This is a genomic window from Pseudomonas sp. SWRI99 (assembly GCF_014270125.1).
GTDB lineage: Bacteria > Pseudomonadota > Gammaproteobacteria > Pseudomonadales > Pseudomonadaceae > Aquipseudomonas > Aquipseudomonas hamedanensis.
On record NZ_JABWQR010000008.1, the window covers coordinates 57,159 to 79,671 of the forward strand.

Here is a 22,513-nt window from a genome sequence, read left to right on the forward strand (position 1 = left end):
GGAGAACTGTAAATCAGTGAAACGGATGCTCCGGGCTATCAATCGGCTTGAAGCCATGTTGACGCCAGAACTCGCCATATCCCCGCACGACAAACCCGCCACTGCGCGCCACCCACTGCTCGCGACGCATCCAGTACACCTTGGGCAAGTCGTACCAGGCCAGCCCCGGCAAATCATGATGGACCAGATGAAAGTTGAGGTTGAGAAACAGCCACCGCCATGGCCACCCGGCTTCGTTGAGCACCGTGCGTTGCTCGACTTGCGCACGTGGCCGATGCTCGTGAAACGAACGAATCATCGCGATCGACAGCGCCGGCACGCTGATCAACATCAGGTAATGCCACACCGGCAGGACGCTGTACCGGGCAATGAACCACAGCATCAGCAGGGTCGCGAAGCCGTGGGTCAGCCACATCAGCCATGCTTGGTGGTCAGCGTTTTTCAAGCGTTTTAGTTCCTCACGCGCCAACGCGGTCAACGCCAGCGGTGCGCCAATCACACACCGGCCGAGTACGGTTTTGTTCAGCCAATGCATACCGCGCTCGAACAAAGAACTGCCCTGCCAGTCGGCGGACTTCAAGTAACGGCTTTCCGGATCGACACCCGGCACGGTCAAATCCTCATCGCGGTGATGCAGCAAGTGGCTGTCGCGATAGAGCGTGTAGGGATACCACACGGCAAACGGTGGGTAGCCGAGGACTTTATTGACGATCGGCCAACGGGTCGGATGGCCGTGGAGCAGCTCATGCTGCAGTGACAACCACAGCACCAGCAACGGGATCAGCAGCAACGTACTCCAACCGCGACCCAGCCAAGCGCTGTTGAGGACAATGGCGAACCAGCCTGCATAAACAGCGATCAGCAACAGCCAGGTCGGCCATTCAGTACGGGCGGTAAAGCGTCGGCGCAGGGATTCGATTTGCTGGCGATGCTCGGCATCGAAATAAAAAGCCATGGCGTTGCTCGGAACGGGAGTAGTCCCCTTCTGTGCAACGACGCGGTTGAATCTTGCAGATTATTTTCCGGACGGTGTGAAAGCCCGTGAACCGGGCTTTCGGTAGCGGTGATCAGTGGCCGAAGATGTCGACTTTCTTGGCTTTCTTTTCCGCGCGTTTTTCAATGGCGGTCTTGGCCGGTTTCTTCTTCGCGGCTTTCTTTGAATCCATACCTTTGGACATGATGCGTGCTCCACTCACAGGGGATGTGAGGTCAGGTATACACCTATCCGCAGGCGCGCGTTCTTTTATAATCGGCACTTTTCGAACCGACAGCCGAACCCATGCCCGACATCCACTACAGCCAGCTCGACGAAACGTTGTGGCCGCTGATGAACAAGTTCTACCGCAGCCACCAGTCCTCGATGAAAGCCGTACGCGAGGCGCAGTTGTGGGTGGCGCGGCACGGGGACATTGTGGCGGCGCTGTGTTTGCGGCCGGTAGCGGGCGGGCATTGGCTGACGGGGTTGTTTGTCGATCCGGAATATCGGAAGCAAGGAATTGCCGCACAGTTGATTGGCGCCGCGATAAAAGACGTGAGCGAGCCGGTGTGGCTGTTTTGCCATCCGGTTCTACGCGGGTTTTATGAGCGGCGCGGGTTCACGTTCGACCCAGCCCTGCCCCAGGCGATGGCGGAGCGGTTGAGCCGGTACGCGCGGAGCAAGCCGATGATTGCGATGGGACTGCACCCTTCGATCTGACCCAATTCCCTCTGTAGGAGTGAGCCTGCTCGCGATAGCGGTGTATCAGTCACCGAATTTGTCACTGACAGACCGCTATCGCGAGCAGGCTCACTCCTACAGGGGAATTATGGTGGATTCGAGCTAGTCGTCAGCCGCAGGATCCAGGTCGGGAAACATCACTTCGGTAAAGCCGAACTTGCTGAAATCGGTAATCCGCGACGGATACAGCCGGCCAATCAGGTGATCGCATTCATGCTGCACCACCCGCGCATGAAAGCCTGCGGCCACGCGCACAATCGGCTCGCCTTTGGGATCGAAGCCTTCGTAGCGAATCTGCTGATAACGATCCACCGCGCCGCGCAGGCCCGGCACCGACAGGCATCCTTCAAAACCCTCTTCGGTGAACGGGCTCAGCGGCGTGATCAGCGGGTTGATCAGGATCGTCTGCGGCACCGCTTCGGCGTCCGGGTAACGTTCGCTGTGCTCGAAGCCGAAGATCACCAGTTGCAGGTCAACGCCGATCTGCGGCGCGGCCAGGCCAACGCCGCCGACGCTTTCCATGGTCTGGAACATGTCATCGATCAGTTGCCACAGCTCTGGGCTGTCAAACATTTCGGCCGGCACGGGTGGGGCGATGCGCAGCAGGCGCTCGTCGCCCATTTTAAGAATTTCACGGATCATGGTCGGGCTTCATCAGTGTCCGGCTTGAGCGAATGATCGCGGCCCAGGCCCGAGACGTGTTGTTTGGGCGTTTCATCGGGGGTTTTGTCGCCCTTGTCCTTGCCTTCGGCGGACATGTGTTCGATGACCGCATTCATTTCCGCGCCCAGCAGCAACACCGCCGCGGAAATGTAGAAATACAGCAAGAGCACGATAATCGCACCGATGCTGCCATACATCGCGTTGTAGTTGGCGAAGGTTTTTACGTAAAAGGCAAAGCCCAGCGAGGCGATGATCCACACCACCACGGCCAGCACCGAACCTGGCGTGATAAAACGGAATTCCTGTCTGACGTCGGGCATCACGTAGTAGATCAGCGCCACGGCCACCATCATCAGAATCACGATCACCGGCCAGCGCGCAATCGTCCAGATGGTAACAATGACTTCTTCCAGCCCGACCTGCGCCGCAATCCAGCCCATCACCTGCGGCCCGAGCACCATCAGCGCGGCGGCGATCAACAGCATGCCGGCAATGCCGACGGTGTAGACGATCGACAATGGGAAACGCTTCCACACCGGACGACCTTCGACCACGTCGTAGGCTGCGTTCATTGCGCTCATCATCAGGCGCACGCCGGCCGATGCGGTGTACAGAGCGATAACGATACCGATTGAAAGCAGGCCGCCCTTGGATTGCTGCAACTGGTCAATCACCGGGTTGACCTGCTCCAGCGCTTGCGGCGGCAGGACCAGCTCCGATTGCAGGCGCAACCAAGAGAAGAAGTCCGGCAGGTGCAGAAAACCGATCAGGGCGATCAGAAACAGAATGAACGGGAACAGCGAGAACAGCATCTGGTAGGCCAGTGCCGAGGCATAGGTCGACATCTCGTCGTCGATAAACTCGGTGACCGTGCGCACCATCACCCGGTGCAGGGGCAGACCTTTCATGTCCGGAAATATCATTCGCGTCTCCTTGCGCCGCAAAAGGTTGAAGTCGTGGCGACTCAGGGGCCGTTTTTTACCTCAAGGTAGCCTACTTGGCGATCCTTTGGCGGATGACCGCAGGGTTCTGATACAAAAACGGCCATCCTTGGATGGCCGCTCGGGTGATTCGTTCAAGGCTCGATTACGCCTTGTCGACGCCTTTCTTGACCGCGTCCTTGGCATTGCCAACGGCTTGCTGGGCTTCGCCTTTTTTCTCTTGGACTTTGCCTTCCGCGTGGAGCCGGTCGTTGTCAGTAGCTTTGCCGACGCCTTGTTTGATGTTGCCGACGGCTTCGTTGGCCATGCCTTTTACTTTATCGCCTGTGCTACTCATGGTGTTTCTCCGTGACGCATAAGGGAAGAAAAGTCAGTACGTAACGGTTGACCGGTACGCTTTGCGCCAAGTTTCAATTATTTTCCCGGGCATTTCGTCGTCGTGTGCAGGTTGCGCTTTATGTTTGCGTGCGTTGCCCCGAGAATGCGCTCCATAGGGGCGTTGCGCCCCAGGAACCGATCCGCAGGAATGTTATGAAACTCGATAAAAAGCAGGCCATCGCCCGTCGCAACCAGGAACTGGGCGGCGCCGTGCTCGGCAGCAACAACTGCCACTTCGCCGAACTGAACCGTAACCGCAATATCTGGTGGTTCGACCTGCCGGTGTCGCGCCTGGCCATCGGGCAGTACGAGTGGATCCACCTGCTGATGCACACGCCAGCCACCGACGAACTGCTGCACCTGAAAGTGCCGACGGTGTTCCTGCGCGAAAAGCTCGAAGGGCTGGTGATTCGCAATGAAGGCAAGCGCAAGGCCGCCTTGAGCCTGGAATTGAGTGCGGACAAGGATTCGTACTTGCAGGACATGCGCCCGGCGGGGACCAACGTGAACTTTGCGCCGTTTCGTCAGTAACAGCTTCGCGAGCAGGCTCGCTCCCACATGGGAATGCATCTCGGGACGCTCTGCGTCCCTGCAGTGCTGGACGCGGAGCGTCCGGGGCGGCATTCCCACGCGGAGCGTGGGAACGATCAACTCACCAACAAAAAGCCCCGCATCTGCGGGGCTTCGTGTTTAAGCGGCGCTCTTGGCCTTGAGTTTCTTCAGCTCTTCATCGCGCAGCTCACGACGCAGGATCTTGCCGACGTTGGTGGTCGGCAGCGCATCGCGAAACTCCACCGAACGCGGCACTTTGTAACCAGTGACGTTGGCGCGCATGTGGTCCATGACCTGCTCTTTGGTCAGGGTCACGCCCGGTTTGGCGACAATGAAAATCTTGATCGCTTCCCCTGATTTCTCGTCCGGCACGCCGATGGCCGCGCACTGCAACACGCCTGGCAGGGTCGCCAGCACGTCCTCCAGTTCATTCGGGTACACGTTGAAGCCGGAGACCAGAATCATGTCTTTCTTGCGATCGACGATGCGCATGTAGCCGTCCGGCTGGATCAGCGCGATGTCGCCGGTCTTCAACCAGCCCTCGCTGTCGAGCATCTCGTCGGTGGCTTCCTGACGCTGCCAGTAACCCTTCATCACTTGCGGGCCCTTGACGCACAGTTCGCCGATTTCGCCCAGTGGTTGCTCGACACCGGCGTCGTCGATGACTTTGCACAGGGTCGACGGCACCGGGATGCCGATGGTGCCGATCTGGATGTGCTGGATCGGGTTGACCGTGGCCACCGGGCTGGTTTCGGTCATGCCGTAGCCTTCACAGATGGCGCAGCCGGTCACGGTTTTCCAGCGCTCGGCTGCCGCCAGTTGCAGGGCCATGCCGCCGGACAGGGTGACTTTCAGCGCCGAGAAGTCCAGCTTGCGGAAGGCTTCGTTGTTGCACAGGGCCACAAACAAGGTGTTGAGGCCGACAAAACCGCTGAACTTCCACTTCGACAGTTCCTTGACCATCGCCGACAGGTCGCGCGGGTTGCTGATCAGGATGTTGTGGTTGCCGATCAGCATCATCGCCATGCAGTGAAAGGTGAACGCATAGATGTGGTACAGCGGCAGCGGCGTGATCAGGATCTCGCAGCCTTCGTTGAGGTTGGAGCCCATCAGCGCCTTGCACTGCAGCATGTTGGCGACGAGGTTGCGATGGGTCAGCATCGCGCCCTTGGCCACGCCTGTGGTGCCGCCGGTGTATTGCAGCACGGCGACATCGCCGCTGTCCGGGTTGGCTTCCGCTACTGGCTGGCCGTGCCCCTTGCTCAGCACATCGTTGAACTTGATGGCGTTGGGCAGGTGATAGGCCGGCACCATCTTCTTCACGTACTTGATGACGCTGTTGATCAGCAGGCGCTTGAGCGGTGGCAGCAGGTCGGCGACTTCAGTGACGATGACGTGCTTGACCCCGGTTTTCGGCACCACGGCTTGCGCCAGGTGCGCCATGTTGGCCAGGCAGACGAGCGCTTTGGCACCGGAATCGTTGAATTGGTGTTCCATCTCCCGCGCGGTGTACAGCGGGTTGGTGTTGACCACGATCAGCCCGGCGCGAATGGCACCGAAAACCGCGACCGGGTACTGCAGGACGTTGGGCAGTTGCACGGCGATTCGATCGCCGGGCTGCAAGTCGGTATGCTGTTGCAGATAGGCGGCAAACGCACCGGACAATTCGTACAGTTCACCGTAGGTGATTGTCTTGCCCAGGTTGCTGAAAGCCGGTTTGTCGGCGAAGCGTTGGCAGGATTGCTTCAACACTGCCTGAATGTTCGGATACTCGTCTGGATTGATGTCGGCAGCAATTCCAGCCGGGTATTTATCCTTCCAAAAGTCTTCGATCATGGAAGCCCACTCCTCAGCAACGCGAATTCTTCACCGCATTTGATGCGATTATTATTGGTGTGTGTTTTGTATTGGTGAATCTGGCTTTACAGAGGCCGAGAAGTCACAAAGCGCGCCGAGAGTAGCAGCTTTGCCAAGGGTCGACTAGAGCCAAACGTGGGCCCTACAGTCATATTGATGACTCAAGACTTGTCAGCAGTCATTTTAGAGCAAAAATCCTATAACAGCCCCAAAGCCCCGGATTTCGTGGGCATGAAAGATTCGCGAGCAGGCTCGCTCCCACAGAAATCACAGATCCCTGTGGGAGCGAGCCTGCTCGCGAATGCCAGAAGCGCTGCGGTTCAGGCCTAGGCGATATCCCGCAACTCACGCCGCAGAATTTTCCCTACAGGCGTCATCGGCAAAGACTCACGCAAGACGATGTGTTTGGGCACCTTGTAGGCGGTGAAATTCTCTTTGCAGTAGGCCTTCAGTTCTTCAAGGCTGACCCCGGACTCCCGCGCCACCACGAACAGCTTCACGGCCTCGCCCGAACGTTCGTCCGGCACGCCGATCACCGCACAGTTGGCGACTTTCGGGTGAGCCATGACCACGTCTTCGATTTCGTTGGGGTACACATTGAAGCCCGAGACAATGATCATGTCTTTCTTGCGGTCGACGATGCGCACGAAACCGTCCGGGTCGATCACGGCAATATCGCCGGACTTGAACCAGCCCTCGGCATCCAGCACTTCGGCAGTGGCTTCGGGTTTATTCCAGTAGCCCTTCATGATCTGCGGGCCTTTGATGCACAACTCGCCGCGCTCGCCCAGGGGCAGCTCGGCACCGTCATCACTGATGACTTTGAGCAAGGTGCCCGGCACCGGCAGGCCCACCGTGCCCAGGCGCGACTGGTCGCCGTACGGGTTGGTGCAGGCCACCGGCGAGGTTTCGGTCAGGCCGTAACCTTCGGTGATGCGACACCCGGTGATTTGCTCCCAACGCTCGGCGGTGGCCTTGACCAGCGCGGTGCCCCCGGAGTTGGTGAGTTTCAGGCTGGAGAAATCCAAAGTCTTGAAATCCGGATGGTCCATCAGCGCCACAAACAAGGTGTTCAAGCCGAGCAACGCCGAGAACCGCCAGTTTTTCAGTTCCTTGATGAAGCCGGCGATATCGCGCGGATTGGTGATCAATACGTTGTGATTGCCCGAGACCATCATGCACATGCAATTCGCGGTGAAGGCATAGATGTGGTACAGCGGCAGCGGCGCGACCATCACTTCCTGCCCTTCGCGCAGCAGCGGCTGACCATCCGGCCCGAGCTGTGCCAGGCAGGCGCGCACCTGCTGCATGTTCGCCACCAGATTGCCATGGGTGAGCATCGCGCCCTTGGCCAGGCCCGTGGTGCCGCCGGTGTATTGCAGCACGGCAATGTCGTCGAGGTCGACGCTCAACGGCTTGATACCCAGGCCCCGGCCCAGACGCAGCGCGCTCTTGAACGAGGTCGCCTGCGGCAGCGAATACGCCGGGACCATTTTTTTCACTTTGCTGACCACGGTGTTGACCAGCCAGCCCTTGGCAGTGGGCATCAGATCGCCCATCTTCGCTTCGATCAGGTACTGGATGTCCGTGTCGGGCAGCACTTCCTGGACTTTCTGCCCGAACACGTTCAGGTACACCAGCGCCCGCGCGCCGGAGTCCTTGAACTGGTGACGCATCTCCCGCGCGGTGTACAGCGGATTGGTATTGACCACGATCAGCCCGGCACGCAACGCGCCGAACACCGCAATCGGATAATGCAGGACGTTGGGCATCTGCACCGCAATGCGATCCCCCGGCACCAGATCGGTATGCGCTTGCAGATAGCCGGCGAACGCGGCGCTCTGACGTTCGAGCTCGGCGTAAGTCAGGGTGATACCCATGTTGCTGAACGCCGGACGATCGGCGAATTTTTTGCAGGAACGCTCGAACACCTCGATCACCGACTTGAACTCACCCATGTCGATGTCCAGCGGTACGCCGGCCGGGCGTTTGTCGTTCCAGAAATCAGGTTGCATTGTTCTTGTCCTCTTTACCTGAGCCGATCCGGGCCGCGTTTCTGTCATTTCTCGCTCATCCATTGAGCGGGAAAGCAAAAAGCGGAGCTTCACGGACACTAGCAGTTATGGCCAATCAGGCAAATATGGGTAAAGCCGTCATTGACCGTGTGAATCTTCCTGCCGTGGCGTGGGCTGATCAGACGCGCTATACATGTGCCGACTCTGAGCAAAGGAATCGCCATGATCCACGACACCCTATGGCTGGACGCGAGTGACCGCAGCCGCCTGTACGTCAATCGCTGGCTGCCGGGCGCGCCGTTGAAAGCGGTGATTCTGGTAGCCCATGGCATGGCCGAACACAGCGCTCGCTACGCCAGACTCGCCGACACGTTTTGCGACAAAGACTACGGTGTGTACGCCCCGGATCTGCGTGGACATGGCCGAACCGCCGACAACGGCACCCTCGGCCACTTCGCCGATGACGACGGCTGGCGCAAAGTGCTCGGCGACCTCGCCAGCCTCAACCAGCACATCGGCCAGCAACACCCCGGCGTGCCGATTATCCTGCTCGGCCACAGCATGGGCAGCTACCTCGCTCAAGGCTATTTGCTGCATCACAGCGCCAGCCTGCAGGGGGCGATACTCAGTGGTTCCAATTTCCAGCCGGTCGCCCTGTATCGCGCCGCCCGCCAGATCGCGCGTCTGGAAAAGCTGCGTCAGGGCGGCAAGGGCCGCAGTGCGCTGATCGAGTGGCTGTCGTTCGGCTCGTTCAACCATAAATTCAAACCGGTGCGTACCCGCTTCGACTGGCTCAGCCGCGATCCGCTGGAAGTCGACCGCTACGCCAGCGATCCTTTATGCGGCTTTCGCTGCACCAATCAGCTGTGGATCGACCTGCTCGGCGGGTTGCAGCAAATCAGCAAAGCGTCCAATCTCGCCCAGATCGATCCGGGCCTGCCGCTGATGGTGATTGGCGGCGAATGTGATCCGGTGAGCGAGGGCAAGCGTCTGACTGATCTGGCCAATGCCCTGCGCGCGGCGGGCAGCCAGCACCTGCACCTGAAGATCTACCCGCAGGCCCGGCACGAATTGTTCAACGAAACCAATCGCGATGAAGTCAGCGCCGATGTGCTGGCCTGGATCGACCAGGCCCTGAGCCATCCGCGCCGCCATCGCAGCGAATAATTTTTTATGGATTGATTCAATCCGTCACAGGAATCGAGACCGATGACCCAGGTTACCAACATCCCTTACGAAGCCCTCGAAGTCGGCCAGACCGCCAGCTACAGCAAGACCGTCGAGGAGCGCGACATTCAGCTGTTCGCGGCCATGTCGGGCGACCACAACCCGGTGCACCTGGACGCCGAGTTCGCCGCCGCCAGCATGTTCAAGGAGCGCATCGCCCACGGCATGTTCAGCGGTGCGCTGATCAGCGCCGCCGTTGCCTGCGAATTGCCTGGGCCGGGGACTATCTATATCGGTCAGCAGATGAGCTTTCAGAAGCCGGTGAAGATCGGCGACACGCTGACGGTGCGCCTGGAAATCCTCGAGAAACTGCCAAAGTTTCGCGTGCGCATTGCCACTCGCGTATTCAACCAGCGTGATGAATTGGTGGTGGATGGCGAAGCGGAGATTCTCGCGCCGCGCAAGCAGCAGACGGTGACGTTGCCTACTTTGCCGGCTATCAGTATCGGTTGATCGAAAAGATCGCAGCCTGCGGCAGCTCCTACTTTGGAATGCATTCCCCTGTAGGAGCTGCCGCAGGCTGCGATCTTTTGCTTTCCAGACGAGCATAAAAAAACGCCAGACAAGCTGGCGTTTTTATCAGCCGACTAACTCTTACGAGTTGGCGCGAGCCTGGTTACGCAGGGCTTTTACCTGATCGTGGTTGCGTTGTACGCCGTGGTACTGACGCTCAACCAGATCCTTGATACCCACCAGGTTGTGCTTGTTGATTTTCTCGATGGCTTCGCGATAAGCCTTCAGCGCATGGTCTTCACCGCGCTCGGCTTCGTTCAGAACGGCCTCTTCGTCCTTGCCGGTGAACATCGCTTTGACGTCGACCCAGCGACGGTGCAGGTCACCGCTGACACTGGTCGAAGTTTCCGGATCGCCACCCAGCGAGCGCACCTGAGCCTGCAGTTCTGCAGCAGCGGTAGCGCAGTCGGCGGAGCGTTGCACAAACAGGGTTTTCAGTTCAGGGTGCTTGATGTCTTCGGCGCAAGTCTTGAACCCTTCCTGGCCGTCCTTGCAGGTTTCGATCAGGTCATTGAGTACCGAGATGGATTCTTTGTTTACGTCAGTCATTTTCCAATTCCTTGCGGTTGGTTGAAGATGCAAGGGATATTGCAGTGTGCGTGCCAGCTTCGCTTATCAAACTAAACCCTTTAACTTCAATAAGTTACATGTAGAGCGAAAATCTGTATTCCTGTTATTTGCATGATCTGTCATTTGGCCTGCATGCAGAATGCCTGTATTTTCCATTTTGTTTTGAAGCCAGACGAAAACCCGATGAATCCCGAAAAACTCGAATTGCTGATCACCCGCGAAATGCCCTTCGGCAAATACAAGGGGCGGATCATTGCCGACCTGCCGGGGCCCTATCTGAACTGGTTCGCCCGCGAAGGCTTTCCCCATGGCGAACTTGGCGGTCTGTTGGCATTGATGCAGGAGATCGACCACAACGGCCTGTCGGACCTGCTTGAACCGCTGCGCGCCAAACACGGCAAACCCGCTCCGCGTCATTGAAGCGCCCTCCTCTTTCAGAGCTGACCGACCATGCCCGATAACACCCGCCGCGCCCGTGACGAAGCGTTCTGGATGACGTTCGCCGACCGTTACGATGTACAACCCGGCCCCGTGAACCTGGAGAACGGCTACTTCGGGCGCATGTCGCGCACGGTGATCGAGGAGTACCACCGCAACATCGAGCTGATCAACACCAGCAACTCGGTGTATGTGCGCCAGCGTTTCGAGCAACAGGACAGCCTCGACATTCGCGCACAACTGGCCGAGCTGCTCGGCGTGCAGGCGCAGTGCGTGGCGTTCACCCGCAACGCCACCGAAGGCCTGCAGTCACTGATCCGCAATTACAACCGCCTGCAACCGGGCGATCAGGTGCTGATCTGCGATCTCGAATACGACACGGTCAAAGGCGCGATGCGCTGGCTGGCCCGGCAGCGCGGCGCCGAGGTCATCGAGATCGACCACACGCATCCGGCCAGTTTCGACAGCCTGCTGGCGACCTACCGCGCGGCGTTTATCGCTCACCCGAAACTCAAGCTGATGGCCCTGACGCACGTCACGCACCGCACAGGCCTGGTGATGCCAGTGGCAGCCATCGCCGCGCTCGCCAAGGAATATGGCGTCGACATCATCCTCGACGGTGCCCACGCGCTCGGCCAGGTCGAGTTCAATCTGGAGGCACTGGGCATCGCGTTCGCCGGATACAACCTGCACAAATGGATCGGCGCACCGCTGACCCTGGGCTTTGTCTACATCGCGCCGCAGCGTCTGGCCGACATCGACCCGGACATGGGCGAAACGCACTTCCCGAGCAACGATATCCGTGCACGAACCTCGTACAGCACGCCGAACATTCCCGCGTTGATGACGTTGCCGCTGGTACTCGAAGAGCATCGTTCCCTCGGCGGCGCCCCGGCCAAAGGTGCGCGGCTCAACTATCTGCGCAATCTATGGGTCAGCGCGGTGCGGCACCTGCCGGGCATCGAGGTGATGACGCCCGACGATCCACGGTTGTGCTGCGGCATCACCTCGCTGCGTTTCACCCGGCACGACGATCAGCAAGCGATGGCCGAGCGCCTGCTCAACGAATACAACCTGTTCAGCGTGGTGCGTCACGGCGCCGCGAGCGGGCCGAGCATTCGTATCACACCGGGGCTGACCACCACGGCAGCCGAGATGGAACTGCTGGTGCGGGCGCTGAACCAGCTGCGCTAAAACGGCACACCGACGTTTTTTTCGTAGCCCTCGAGGCCGAGCTGCGACGACACGGCAAAGGTATCGATGCCGAGCGTCTGCCAAGCGAAGGCGCCGTCCTCGAAGTCCGCGCCGGCAATCGGCTGCAACATCAGTTGCAAAGCGTCATCGGCGCGGGGCTCACAGCCGCAGCGGCCGGGCAGGTGCAAGGTTCCGGCCCACGCCTCATGATCGGCTCGCGCCCCCGCTTCGTCGCCTGGAATGTACACGTTCAGGGTAAGGCAGGAAGTGCCCGCTATCAGACGATCCGGATAGACAGTGGTGAAACGGACGATGCCGTGGCTATTGGTCGATTGACTACCGCGCAGATAGACGTCGGTATCGACTGCCTGCTGAATACGCACCAGCGCGCGGTTAACCGGTTCGCCGGTCATGGCATCGACCAGCGACAGCCGCAGGATCAGTGGCAGGCCTTCGACGCCTCGGCTGATGTTGCGCACCTCGGCTTCGGCTGAGCGCCAATCGGGCCCGCCAGGGGCTGACCGTTGCGGTTGATAAAGGGAGTGTGGCGTAGGGGTCAGAGACTGAAGGTCGTCCATGAGGCGTTCTCTCTTCCATAAGATGAACGCAGGTTAACCTTGGGAAAAAGCCCGTGTGCGTTAACTATGTATCGCAACATGTACCGGCACTTTTCTCAGCACAAAAAAAACGGTGCGCCGACCAAGCGCACCGAAAAGCCGTAGAACACACAACGAAGTGTAGGGGTGACGATCAGTCCAGCAGCGCCAGGGCTTCGGCAGTGCATTCCTGAATACGGGCCCAGTCGCCGTTCTTGATCCACTCCGGATCAAGCATCCAGCTACCGCCCACGCACATGACGTTTTTCAATGCCATGTAGCTCTTGATGTTGGCCGGGCTCACGCCGCCGGTCGGGCAGAATTTCACTTCACCGAACGGGCCGCCCAACGCTTTGATCGCCGCGACGCCGCCACTGACTTCCGCCGGGAACAGCTTGAAGCGGCGATAGCCCAGACCGTAGCCTTCCATGATGCCCGAGGCGTTGCTGATGCCCGGCAACAGCGGAATCGGGCTGTCGACGCTGGCTTCGAGCAGGTCGCGGGTGATGCCTGGGGTGACAATGAACTGCGAACCGGCCGCTTCGGCTGCCGCGAGCATGTTGCGATCGAGCACGGTGCCGGCGCCGGTCATCAGTTCCGGGCGCTGTTCGCGCAGGATCTGGATGGCCTTGAGGCCGAATTGCGAACGCAGGGTCACTTCCAGCGCGGTCAGGCCACCGGCGGCGAGCGCGTCGGCCAGTGGCAACACGTCCTGTTCGCGAGCGATGGTGATCACCGGCAAGATCCGCGCCTTGGCGCAGAGACTGTCGATCAGGGCAACTTTGTCCGCCATGGAAACGGTCGGGGATAGGGTTGTCATAGCGGCTGTTCCTTGGCTCATGGGCACCAGTAGATCTCTAACGTAGGTTGCAGGAACGCGCGCACCGGCATGGCCGCGACGTCATCGGATGCCAGCGCGGCATTCAGGGTGGTCAGTTTCGACTGACCGGAAATCGACAGAATCTTGTGTCGGGCCGACGCCAGCAATGCCCGGCTCATGGTCAGGCGCTGACGCGGCACGCTTGGCGCGAGCATCGGCCAGCAACGACGCGTGCCGTCGGCTTGCAGGGCTTCGGCGAGGTTCGGGCTGTCTGGAAACAACGACGCGGTATGACCGTCATCACCCATGCCCAGCACCAGCACATCAATCGCCGGCAGTTCAGCGAGCAAGCGGTCGGCCTGTTCGGCGGCCTGTTCGACGTTCGCCGCAGCGCTGTAGAGGCTGAGGAACTGCGCCTTGGCCGCCGGGCCTTTGAGCAGGTACTGCTTGAGCAGACCGGCGTTGCTGTCGGCATGTTCAACCGGCACCCAGCGCTCGTCGGCGAGGGTGATCACCACCTTCGACCAGTCCAGTTCCTGCTTGGCCAGGTGCTGGAAAAACGCCACCGGGCTACGCCCCCCAGACACCACCAGCACCGCATTGCCACGTGCCGCAATGGCTTCGCTCAGTTGCTTGGCAACGTTCAGCGCCAGGCCTTCGGCCTGCAACACCGGGCTCTTGAATTCGTGGGCATTCACGCCCGCTGGCAGTTGCACATCAGATATCGCCATACCACGACCTCCCATCCCGCGTGATCAGTGCAATGGAGCTCATCGGCCCCCACGACCCGGCCGCATACGGCTTGGGCGCGTCACCGGATTTTTTCCATCCGGCGATCAACTGGTCACACCACTTCCACGCGGCTTCGATTTCATCTTTACGGACAAACAGGTTCTGATTGCCGTTCATCACTTCCAGCAACAACCGCTCGTAGGCATCGGGGATCCGCGCGCTACGCCAGGTGTCGGAGAAATTCAGTTGCAGCGGCCCGCTGCGCAGTTGCATGCCTTTGTCCAGGCCCTGCTCCTTGGTCATCACGCGCAAGGAAATGCCTTCGTCCGGTTGCAGGCGGATGATCAGCTTGTTACTGATCTGCAAGCGCTGCTCGGGGGCGAAAATGTAGTGCGACGGTTCCTTGAAATGGATGACGATCTGCGACAGCTTCTGCGGCATGCGCTTGCCGGTACGCAGGTAGAACGGCACGCCGGCCCAGCGCCAGTTACGGATGTCGGCACGCAGAGCGACGAAGGTTTCGGTGTCGCTCTGGGTATTGGAATTGGGTTCTTCGAGATAGCCCGGAACGGATTTTCCTTCGCTGTGGCCGGCGATGTACTGGCCGCGCACCACTTGGGTGGTCAGGCCTTCCGGGCTGATCGGCGCCAGCGCCTTGAGCACTTTCACTTTCTCGTCACGGATGCTGTCGGCGGACAGATCGGCCGGCGGGTCCATGGCGATCAGGCACAGCAGCTGCAACAGGTGATTCTGGATCATGTCGCGCAGTTGGCCGGCCTTGTCGAAATAGCCCCAACGGCCTTCGATGCCGACCTTCTCGGCCACGGTGATTTCCACGTGGGAGATGTAATTCTGGTTCCACTGGGTTTCGAACAGGCTGTTGGCGAAACGCAGGGCGATCAGGTTCTGAACGGTCTCTTTGCCCAGGTAGTGGTCGATGCGGTAGGTGCGGTCTTCCGGGAAGAACTGCGCCACGGCATCGTTGACCTTGCGCGAAGATTCGAGGTCCGAACCGATCGGCTTTTCCAGCACTACGCGGGTGTTCGCGGCCAGTCCAACTTTTTCCAGGTTTTCGCAGATCGCGCCGTATACAGCCGCCGGGGTGGCGAAATAGGCAATCATGCGCTGGCTGCTGCCGGCCTGTTCGGCCAGCGCGACGTAGTCGTCAGCCTTGAGGAAGTCGACGTGCAGATAAGTCAGGCGCGCCAGAAAGCGCTCGGCCACGGTTTCGTTCAGTTCTTTGCCGACATAGCGGCGCAGTTCGGCGGCAATAAACGCCAGGTGCTGCTGCTCGGTACCGGCTTCACGGGCCAACGCGATGATGCGCGTGTCCTCATGCAGCAGATCGGCGCCATCGAGGTGATAAAGGGCAGGAAACAGCTTGCGCAGGGCCAGATCGCCCAACGCGCCGAACAAGGCAAAGGTGCACGGTTCAACCGTAATCGAAGGCATGATGTTTGTTCTTTTATCAAGTTAAGCTACAAATACCTTTTTTCAAGGCATCACTCAAGGGAAAATGTAGTAATAACCACAACATTTTCGCAAAATACACATTCCGTGTGGTGGTCGGTCAGAGCCATCAGTAGGATAGGCCACCGTCACGGGCCATATCAAAGGCCCGATTTGCATAACCCCGCGCGTCCTTGCGCAGGTGAATTAGGAATGTCATATGGACCGCGTGCGAAATTTACTGGAACAGATCCAGAGTCGCCTTGAAGAGCTGAACAAGGCCGAACGCAAGGTCGCCGAAGTGATCCTGCTCAACCCGCAGCAGGCCACCCGCTTCAGCATCGCTGCCCTCGCCCAGGCGGCGTCGGTGAGCGAACCGACGGTCAACCGTTTCTGCCGCTCTTTCGGCGTCAGCGGCTACCCCGAGCTCAAGCTGCAACTGGCGCAGAGCCTGGCCAGTGGCGCGGCGTATGTCAGCCGTGCGGTCGAGGCCGACGACAATCCCGAAGCGTACACGCAGAAAATTTTCGGCAGCGCTATTGCATCGTTGGACAGTGCTTGCCAGGCACTTGATCCGAACCTGATCAGCCGCGCCGTCGACCTGTTGATTCAGGCGCGGCAGATTCACTTTTTCGGCCTCGGCGCTTCGGCCCCGGTGGCGCTGGATGCGCAGCACAAATTCTTCCGTTTCAATCTGGCCGTCACCGCCCACGCTGACGTGCTGATGCAACGGATGATCGCTTCGGTGGCGCACACCGGCGAGCTGTTCGTGATCATTTCCTACACCGGGCGTACCCGTGAGCTGGTAGAAGTGGCGCGGATCGCCCGTGAGAACGGTGCTTCGGTGCTGGGCCTGACCGCCGAGAATTCGCCACTGGCCAAGGCCAGTACCCTGAGCCTGAACATTCCGCTGCCGGAAGACACCGACATTTATATGCCGATGACTTCGCGGATCATTCAGTTGACCGTGCTGGATGTGCTGGCAACGGGGATGACGTTGCGCCGTGGTGTGGATTTCCAGCCGCATTTGCGCAAGATCAAAGAGAGTTTGAATGCGAGCCGGTATCCGGTGGGTGACGAGTTCAATTGATCCAAAATCTCGGCTGACTGGATAATCGCCATCGCGAGCAGGCTCACTCCTACATTTGAAACGCATTCCCCCTGTAGGAGTGAGCCTGCTCGCGATGAGGCCAGCGGCAGCAACACAGAATCAGGCCGCCGCCCACGCCTGCAAACTCAAATGCGCCTTCTCCCCCGGCGCCAGATGCAGGCTGTCGGTACCGCCCGCCGCTGCTTCCACGCAGACGAACTCGCAAATCTCATCCCAACTCACCCCCAACAGCGGCCGTGCCCCCGGGTGCCAGACCACCGTGTCGCCACTGTCACCCGTATCAATGCACAACTCACGCTGCCAGGCGTGGTCCTTGAGCTGCAATTCGCCGTCATGCTGAAACACCCGCTGACAGCCACCATCAACCCGCAACTCACCTTCCTGCTGACAAACCTGACGGTTCAACTGGTCATAGCCCTGCGCGCCTTCGAGGCCAGACAGCGCTATCTCACCAACATCGCCAATACGCCAGTACGCGTGCAACGCCTGGCTCAACTGGCACGGCATGTCGTCCTGATGCTCGGTGCTCAGGCGCAATTCCATGCGTTCGCCCAGATGCGCGTGCAGGTCGACTTGCCAGTCGCACAGCTGCAATTGCCAATGCAGGCGCACGCCATCCTCGGCGCTGCTGCTGTCGAGCAGTTTCCAGTCGAGCAATCGTGCCCAACCGTGGGACGGCCACGCGTTTTCGCTCGGGTGGCGGCCATACCACGGCCAGCACACCGGTACGCCACCGCGAATCGCGCCGACATGCGGCCACTTCGCCGCACACCATAACCACGGCTTTTGCCCGCGCGGTTGAAAGTGCAGCAGCTGCGCGCCCTGACGACTGAACACCGCCTGACACAGCGGATGATCGATTACCAACACGTCGCGCAGCTGATAGCGCTCCCAGGCGAACACCGGTCGCTCGCGCAGGGACTTGAAGAAGCGTTGCAGCGGATGCTCATGCATTGGCTACGGTCCTGAAAATCATGGGGGTACTCAACAATCCATATGGCACTTGTGGCGAGGGAGCTTGCTCCCGCTCGGCTGCGTAGCAGTCGTAAACCCGATAAATCAGGTCTGACTGACACACCGCTGTGAATGAGTGTGGGGCCGCTTCGCAGCCCAGCGGGACGGTGCGACGATTCGACAAGCTCCCTCGCCACACAAACCTTTCGGCGGGTCTCGCAAAAAAAAGCGGACAGCCAAGGCTGTCCGCAAAATGCGCACATAGAGAGGAGCTTATCGCAGACGCGTTAGAACGTAGACTGAATTTTCAGGCCAGCGACCAAAGCGTTATCGACTTCATCCACACCGCCCGGATGGGTGATGTATTGCAGGTTGGGACGCACGGTCAGCCAGTTGGTGACGTGGAAGCCGTAGTTGAGCTCGTAGTTGTATTCGGTTTCACGAATCGGCGAGAACGCGGCGTTGTCGTAGTCGGAAACACCGTTGGAAGCGTTCAGCAGTTCGGCGTTGCGCTTGACGTCCTTGTTGACGTGAATGCGCGCCGCGCCAATACCGATGTCATCTTTCGGACGCGCATCAAACGGACCTTTGTAGACAAACATCACCGACTGGTAGTTGTCGATGAAGTTGGTGTCCTTGTCGTGGAAGGTCGCGTTGGCGGCAATGTTCAGACCGCGCGTCGCATCACCGTTGTGGGTAGTGAGTTGCTGTTGCGCGACGAACCAGTAGCCGCTTTTGCTGCTGTGGGTTTTGTATGCATCGCCAGTGGTTGCCGCGTCGAAACCGTTAACGTCTTCGCGGACGTCATCGGCATCGGCCGTGCTCTTGTAGTAACCGATGCGGTACTCGCCCGGAAGGCTGTTGACCTTCGGCGACCAGACCAATTCAACCGGCAAAACGGTACCCTTGGTGCCGCTGCCACTGAGCTTGAAGCCGTTGCCGTGTTCCAGCTGCGACGGGTTCTGGTTGTACGCGCCGATCTGCGCGTAGAGCTCGTCGTTGATGTTGTACTTCACACGGATAGCGGCCTGGCTGACCGGCCAGTTGTACCAGATGTTGGTTGCCCAGTTACCCACCTGAGAACCGCAGAACGCCAGGTTCTGGAACTCGCACGGGAAGGTGTTGAAGTCTTCGCCTTCACCGAAGTAACCGGCCTTGACGTCGAGCTTGTTGTCGAAGAACTGGTGCTGAATCCACAACTGGGTCAGACGCACCATGTGGCCACGGCCGTAGACTTCCTGCGAGGAACTGAGGGTGCCGGCACGCGGATCGCCAACGCGGTCGTTGGAGATGTTGTAACCGTTACGATTGGTCAGCTGGATCTTCGCCTGGGTGTTGTCCCAGCCCCACAGTTTTTGCAGGTCGAGGGCCACGCCCAGACCGAACTGGTCGGCGTAACGCGCGGTCTTGTCGTCGTTGTAGCCGCCGTTCAGGTTGGCGCCCATTTCCCCAACGTAGTCGGCCTTGATGTCGATACCCTGCTCGATCAGCCTGGTCCGCTCCCCACCCCAGTCACCGGTCATCCATTTGGAGTCGGAGCTGAACGCATCCGCCGCCATCGCATTGCCGGCCAGCACCAATGCCGCAGCAGCGGACATTTGGCAGATCAACCGGGCATTGACGTGTTTCTTTTTCATCCCTACATCCTCGTCTTTATTGTTATTAACTGTTTTTATCTAACGCGGTTTACATAAAGTGCGACGAATGACAGGCCATTCACCGCGTGCTCCTTTTGGAATCCGATCCCTGTGGGAGCTGGCTTGCCAGCGATGCGGGCAACTCGGTCCATCGCCGAACCGCGTTGATGCAATCGCTGGCAAGCCAGCTCCCACAGGACAACATTCCAACCTTGTCCTTCAGCGGCCTTTGAATTGCGCCACATTCGCCGACCGGACTTCAGCCTGCGCCTGGCCCGCAACGCCCAGACGCTCGCCGGTATTGGCATCGAACAACAACACTTTCGATGGATCGAACTGCAGCGTCAGGCTTTCGCCCACCTGCGGCGCCACGTCCGGCGCCAGACGGCAGCAGACTTTGGTGTCGTTCAAATTGACGAACACCAGGGTGTCCGGACCAGTCGGTTCGGTGACCTGCACTTCGGCACGGATGCTCGGCAAACCATTGCCCTCGCCGTTCGCCAGACAGATCTGCTCCGGGCGCAGGCCGAGGATTACTTCGCGGTCTTCAAGCCCGGCGTCCTGCATGCTCATCGGCAACTCGCAACGCGCCTGACCGCTGTCCAGCAGCGCCAGCAGACGACCGTCCTTGCGTTGCAAACGCAGGGGGATGAAGTTCATCGGCGGCGAACCGATGAAGCTCGCCACGAACAGGTTGGCCGGGTCGTTGTAGATCTCTTTAGGCGTGCCGAACTGCTGGATGATTCCGTCTTTCATCACCGCAACCTTGTCGCCCAGCGTCATCGCTTCGATCTGGTCGTGGGTCACGTAAACCGTGGTGGTTTTCAGCCGCTGGTGCATCAGTTTCATTTCGGTGCGCATCTCGACGCGCAGCTTGGCGTCGAGGTTGGACAGCGGTTCGTCGAACAGATAAATCTTCGGTCGACGCGCCAGTGCGCGGCCCATCGCCACCCGCTGTTGCTGTCCGCCGGAGAGCTGACCCGGTTTGCGGTTGAGCAAGTGTTCGATCTGCAGCAACTTGGCCACGCGGGCAACTTCTTCATCGATCGAGGCCTGCGGCATCTTGCGGATCTTCAGGCCGAATTCGATGTTCTCGCGCACGCTCATGGTCGGGTACAGCGCGTAGGACTGGAACACCATGGCGATGTCACGATCCTTGGGGCTCATGCCGCTGACGTCCTGATCGCCGATCATGATTGCGCCGCCGGTGATGGTTTCCAGACCGGCGATGCAGTTCATCAAGGTCGATTTGCCGCAGCCCGACGGGCCGACGAGAATCAGGAATTCACCGTCCTTGATCGACAGTTCGATGTTCTTCAGGGTGTCCGGCAAGCCGGCGCCGTAAGTCTTGTTTACATTGCGAAGTTCGAGCGTTGCCATGATTACCCCTTGACTGCGCCGGCCGTCAGCCCGCGCACGAAATACTTGCCTGCGACCACATAGACCAGCAGGGTCGGCAGGCCGGCGATCATCGCCGCTGCCATGTCCACGTTGTATTCCTTGGCGCCGGTGCTGGTGTTGACCAGGTTGTTCAGCGCCACGGTGATCGGTTGCGAATCACCGCTGGAGAACACCACCCCGAACAGGAAGTCGTTCCAGATCTGGGTGAATTGCCAGATCAGGCAGACCATGATGATCGGCGTCGACATCGGCAGGATGATGCGGCGGAAAATCGTGAAGAACCCCGCGCCGTCCAGACGCGCGGCCTTGACCAGCGCATCGGGAATGCTCACGTAGTAGTTACGGAAGAACAGCGTGGTGAACGCCAGACCATAAACCACGTGAACGAACACCAGGCCGGTGGTGGTGCTCGCCAGGCCCATCTTGCCGAGGGTGAACGAGGCTGGCAGCAGCACGGTCTGGAACGGCAGGAAGCAGCCGAACAGCAACAGGCCGAAGAACAACTGCGAACCGCGAAAGCGCCACATCGACAGCACGTAGCCGTTCAACGCACCGATGGCCGTGGAAATGATCACGGCGGGCACGGTGATCTTGATCGAGTTCCAGAAGTAGCCGTCAACCGTGGCCCAGGCCTTGACCCAGCCAATGCCGCTGACCACGGTCGGCCAGCTCAGCAGGTTGCCGGTGCTGATGTCTTCGGGGGTTTTGAAGCTGGTCAGCAACATCACCACCAGCGGCACCAGATACAGAAACACAGCGAAAATCAGCACCGCGTAGATGGCGATGCGACTGAAGCTGATGGCAGGTTTGGCAGCGAGACTAGTCATTGCGCTTGGTCCTCAGCTCGGAATACAGGTAAGGCACGATGATCGCCAGGATCGCACCGAGCATCAGAATCGCACTGGCCGAGCCCATGCCCATCTGGCCGCGACTGAAGGTGAAGGAGTACATGAACATCGCTGGCAGGTCAGAGGAATAACCCGGACCACCGGCAGTCATCGCCGCGACCAGGTCGAAGCTCTTGATCGCGATGTGCGCCAGGATCATCACCGCACTGAAGAACACCGGACGCAGGCTTGGCAGCACGACTTTCCAGTAGATGCGCGGCATGCTCGCGCCATCGATTTGCGCAGCACGAATGATCGATTGATCGACGCCGCGCAGGCCGGCGAGGAACATCGCCATGATGAAGCCCGAGGCTTGCCACACAGCGGCGATCACCAGGCAGTAGACCACGCGATCCGGGTCGATCAGCCAGTCCAGACGGAAGCCTTCCCAGCCCCAGTCACGCAACAATTTGTCCAGGCCCATGCCCGGGTTGAGCAGCCATTTCCACGCGGTACCGGTGACGATCATCGAGAGCGCCATCGGGTACAGGTAAATGGTGCGGATAAAGCCTTCGCGACGGATGCGCTGGTCGAGGAACACCGCCAGCAACACCCCGATCACCAGGGTAATGCCGATGAACATGCCGCCGAACACCGCGAGGTTTTTGCTTGCGACCCACCAGCGGTCGTTGTCGAACAACCGTGCGTATTGCGCCAGGCCCGCCCACTTGTAATTGGGCAGGAACGTCGACGTGGTGAACGACAGAACGAACGTCCACAGGATGTAGCCATAAAAGCCCACCAGCACGATGAACATGCTCGGCGCCAGCACCAGTTTCGGTAGCCAGCGCTGCAATGCATCGAACGGCGAGGCCTTGCTGAACACAGCAACAGAACTCATGAGCAAATCCAGAAAAGAAA

23 protein-coding genes are annotated in these 22,513 nt (G+C 59.5%); 7 read left to right on the plus strand and 16 right to left on the minus strand.

What is annotated here, in order from left to right; genetic code table 11:
• Positions 1–13: 13 nt before the first annotated feature.
• Entirely contained in the window at positions 14–955 is a 942-nt protein-coding gene (locus HU743_RS08675) for a fatty acid desaturase (RefSeq protein WP_186648131.1), read from the minus strand.
• A gap of 324 nt (positions 956–1,279) precedes the next feature.
• Between HU743_RS08675 and HU743_RS08680 the strand changes: the two genes are divergently transcribed.
• Complete coding sequence (locus tag HU743_RS08680; RefSeq protein ID WP_186648132.1) at positions 1,280–1,696, plus strand: GNAT family N-acetyltransferase; 417 nt, start codon at positions 1,280–1,282, stop codon at positions 1,694–1,696.
• Between the two features lie 123 nt (positions 1,697–1,819).
• Here HU743_RS08680 and def read toward each other — a convergent pair whose 3' ends face one another.
• The 3 genes from def to HU743_RS08695 all read right to left on the minus strand — a co-directional run bounded on the left by def (position 1,820) and on the right by HU743_RS08695 (position 3,658).
• A complete protein-coding gene (gene def, locus HU743_RS08685) occupies positions 1,820–2,359 on the minus strand; it encodes a peptide deformylase (protein ID WP_186550638.1) in 540 nt (179 codons plus the stop codon).
• Positions 2,356–3,303 (minus strand): YihY/virulence factor BrkB family protein, encoded by a 948-nt coding sequence (locus HU743_RS08690; protein ID WP_186550636.1) that lies wholly within the window; start codon positions 3,301–3,303, stop codon positions 2,356–2,358. Before HU743_RS08690 ends, def begins: the two co-directional genes overlap by 4 nt.
• A gap of 163 nt (positions 3,304–3,466) precedes the next feature.
• Positions 3,467–3,658 carry a CsbD family protein gene (locus tag HU743_RS08695; protein WP_186550634.1) on the minus strand — a complete coding sequence of 64 codons (192 nt, stop codon included), beginning with the start codon at positions 3,656–3,658 and terminating at the stop codon, positions 3,467–3,469.
• 194 nt (positions 3,659–3,852) lie between these two features.
• On the opposite strand from HU743_RS08695, the gene HU743_RS08700 reads away from it, so the two are divergent.
• Positions 3,853–4,230, plus strand: coding sequence for a hypothetical protein (locus tag HU743_RS08700; protein WP_119427887.1), 378 nt, complete (start codon positions 3,853–3,855; stop codon positions 4,228–4,230).
• Positions 4,231–4,389: 159 nt separating this feature from the next.
• Here the strand turns inward: HU743_RS08700 and fadD1 are convergent, their stop codons facing one another.
• Complete coding sequence (gene fadD1, locus HU743_RS08705) at positions 4,390–6,087, minus strand: long-chain-fatty-acid--CoA ligase FadD1 (RefSeq protein ID WP_186550632.1); 1,698 nt, start codon at positions 6,085–6,087, stop codon at positions 4,390–4,392.
• Between the two features lie 347 nt (positions 6,088–6,434).
• Complete coding sequence (gene fadD2, locus HU743_RS08710) at positions 6,435–8,123, minus strand: long-chain-fatty-acid--CoA ligase FadD2 (protein WP_186648133.1); 1,689 nt, start codon at positions 8,121–8,123, stop codon at positions 6,435–6,437.
• Positions 8,124–8,345: 222 nt separating this feature from the next.
• Between fadD2 and HU743_RS08715 the strand changes: the two genes are divergently transcribed.
• Entirely contained in the window at positions 8,346–9,290 is a 945-nt protein-coding gene (locus HU743_RS08715) for an alpha/beta hydrolase (RefSeq protein WP_186648134.1), read from the plus strand.
• 42 nt (positions 9,291–9,332) lie between these two features.
• Entirely contained in the window at positions 9,333–9,803 is a 471-nt protein-coding gene (locus tag HU743_RS08720; protein ID WP_003227420.1) for a MaoC family dehydratase, read from the plus strand.
• 141 nt (positions 9,804–9,944) lie between these two features.
• Here the strand turns inward: HU743_RS08720 and HU743_RS08725 are convergent, their stop codons facing one another.
• The gene (locus HU743_RS08725; RefSeq protein WP_186550626.1) at positions 9,945–10,412 is read right to left on the minus strand and encodes a PA2169 family four-helix-bundle protein; all 468 of its coding nucleotides are present in this window, start codon (positions 10,410–10,412) and stop codon (positions 9,945–9,947) included.
• A gap of 204 nt (positions 10,413–10,616) precedes the next feature.
• Between HU743_RS08725 and HU743_RS08730 the strand changes: the two genes are divergently transcribed.
• Both HU743_RS08730 and HU743_RS08735 read left to right on the plus strand, forming a co-directional pair.
• Positions 10,617–10,853, plus strand: coding sequence for a DUF3820 family protein (locus HU743_RS08730; RefSeq protein ID WP_003227425.1), 237 nt, complete (start codon positions 10,617–10,619; stop codon positions 10,851–10,853).
• Positions 10,854–10,883: 30 nt separating this feature from the next.
• The gene (locus HU743_RS08735; protein WP_186648135.1) at positions 10,884–12,065 is read left to right on the plus strand and encodes an aminotransferase class V-fold PLP-dependent enzyme; all 1,182 of its coding nucleotides are present in this window, start codon (positions 10,884–10,886) and stop codon (positions 12,063–12,065) included.
• Here the strand turns inward: HU743_RS08735 and HU743_RS08740 are convergent.
• The 4 genes from HU743_RS08740 to zwf all read right to left on the minus strand — a co-directional run bounded on the left by HU743_RS08740 (position 12,062) and on the right by zwf (position 15,665).
• A complete protein-coding gene (locus HU743_RS08740; RefSeq protein WP_186648136.1) occupies positions 12,062–12,643 on the minus strand; it encodes a hypothetical protein in 582 nt (193 codons plus the stop codon). The genes HU743_RS08735 and HU743_RS08740 overlap by 4 nt on opposite strands.
• 172 nt (positions 12,644–12,815) lie before the next feature.
• Positions 12,816–13,481 carry a bifunctional 4-hydroxy-2-oxoglutarate aldolase/2-dehydro-3-deoxy-phosphogluconate aldolase gene (locus HU743_RS08745; protein WP_186550621.1) on the minus strand — a complete coding sequence of 222 codons (666 nt, stop codon included), beginning with the start codon at positions 13,479–13,481 and terminating at the stop codon, positions 12,816–12,818.
• Positions 13,482–13,498: 17 nt separating this feature from the next.
• Complete coding sequence (pgl, locus tag HU743_RS08750; protein ID WP_186648137.1) at positions 13,499–14,212, minus strand: 6-phosphogluconolactonase; 714 nt, start codon at positions 14,210–14,212, stop codon at positions 13,499–13,501.
• A complete protein-coding gene (gene zwf, locus HU743_RS08755; RefSeq protein ID WP_186550618.1) occupies positions 14,199–15,665 on the minus strand; it encodes a glucose-6-phosphate dehydrogenase in 1,467 nt (488 codons plus the stop codon). Before zwf ends, pgl begins: the two co-directional genes overlap by 14 nt.
• A 226-nt stretch (positions 15,666–15,891) precedes the next feature.
• Here zwf and HU743_RS08760 point away from each other — a divergent pair, with 226 nt between their 5' ends.
• Positions 15,892–16,752, plus strand: coding sequence for a MurR/RpiR family transcriptional regulator (locus tag HU743_RS08760; RefSeq protein ID WP_169842436.1), 861 nt, complete (start codon positions 15,892–15,894; stop codon positions 16,750–16,752).
• 120 nt (positions 16,753–16,872) lie between these two features.
• On the opposite strand, the gene HU743_RS08765 is transcribed toward HU743_RS08760, so the two are convergent.
• From HU743_RS08765 to HU743_RS08785, 5 genes are all read right to left on the minus strand, one after another.
• On the minus strand, positions 16,873–17,727 hold the full coding sequence (locus tag HU743_RS08765; protein WP_186648139.1) for a D-hexose-6-phosphate mutarotase: 855 nt from the start codon (positions 17,725–17,727) through the stop codon (positions 16,873–16,875).
• A 287-nt stretch (positions 17,728–18,014) separates the two neighbouring features.
• On the minus strand, positions 18,015–19,364 hold the full coding sequence (locus tag HU743_RS08770) for a carbohydrate porin (RefSeq protein ID WP_186620657.1): 1,350 nt from the start codon (positions 19,362–19,364) through the stop codon (positions 18,015–18,017).
• A 219-nt stretch (positions 19,365–19,583) separates the two neighbouring features.
• A complete protein-coding gene (gene ugpC, locus HU743_RS08775) occupies positions 19,584–20,744 on the minus strand; it encodes a sn-glycerol-3-phosphate ABC transporter ATP-binding protein UgpC (protein ID WP_186550612.1) in 1,161 nt (386 codons plus the stop codon).
• 2 nt (positions 20,745–20,746) lie between these two features.
• Positions 20,747–21,592 carry a carbohydrate ABC transporter permease gene (locus HU743_RS08780; protein ID WP_126365763.1) on the minus strand — a complete coding sequence of 282 codons (846 nt, stop codon included), beginning with the start codon at positions 21,590–21,592 and terminating at the stop codon, positions 20,747–20,749.
• A complete protein-coding gene (locus HU743_RS08785) occupies positions 21,585–22,493 on the minus strand; it encodes a sugar ABC transporter permease (protein WP_186550610.1) in 909 nt (302 codons plus the stop codon). The genes HU743_RS08780 and HU743_RS08785 overlap by 8 nt, the downstream gene beginning before the upstream one ends.
• Positions 22,494–22,513: the final 20 nt, after the last annotated feature.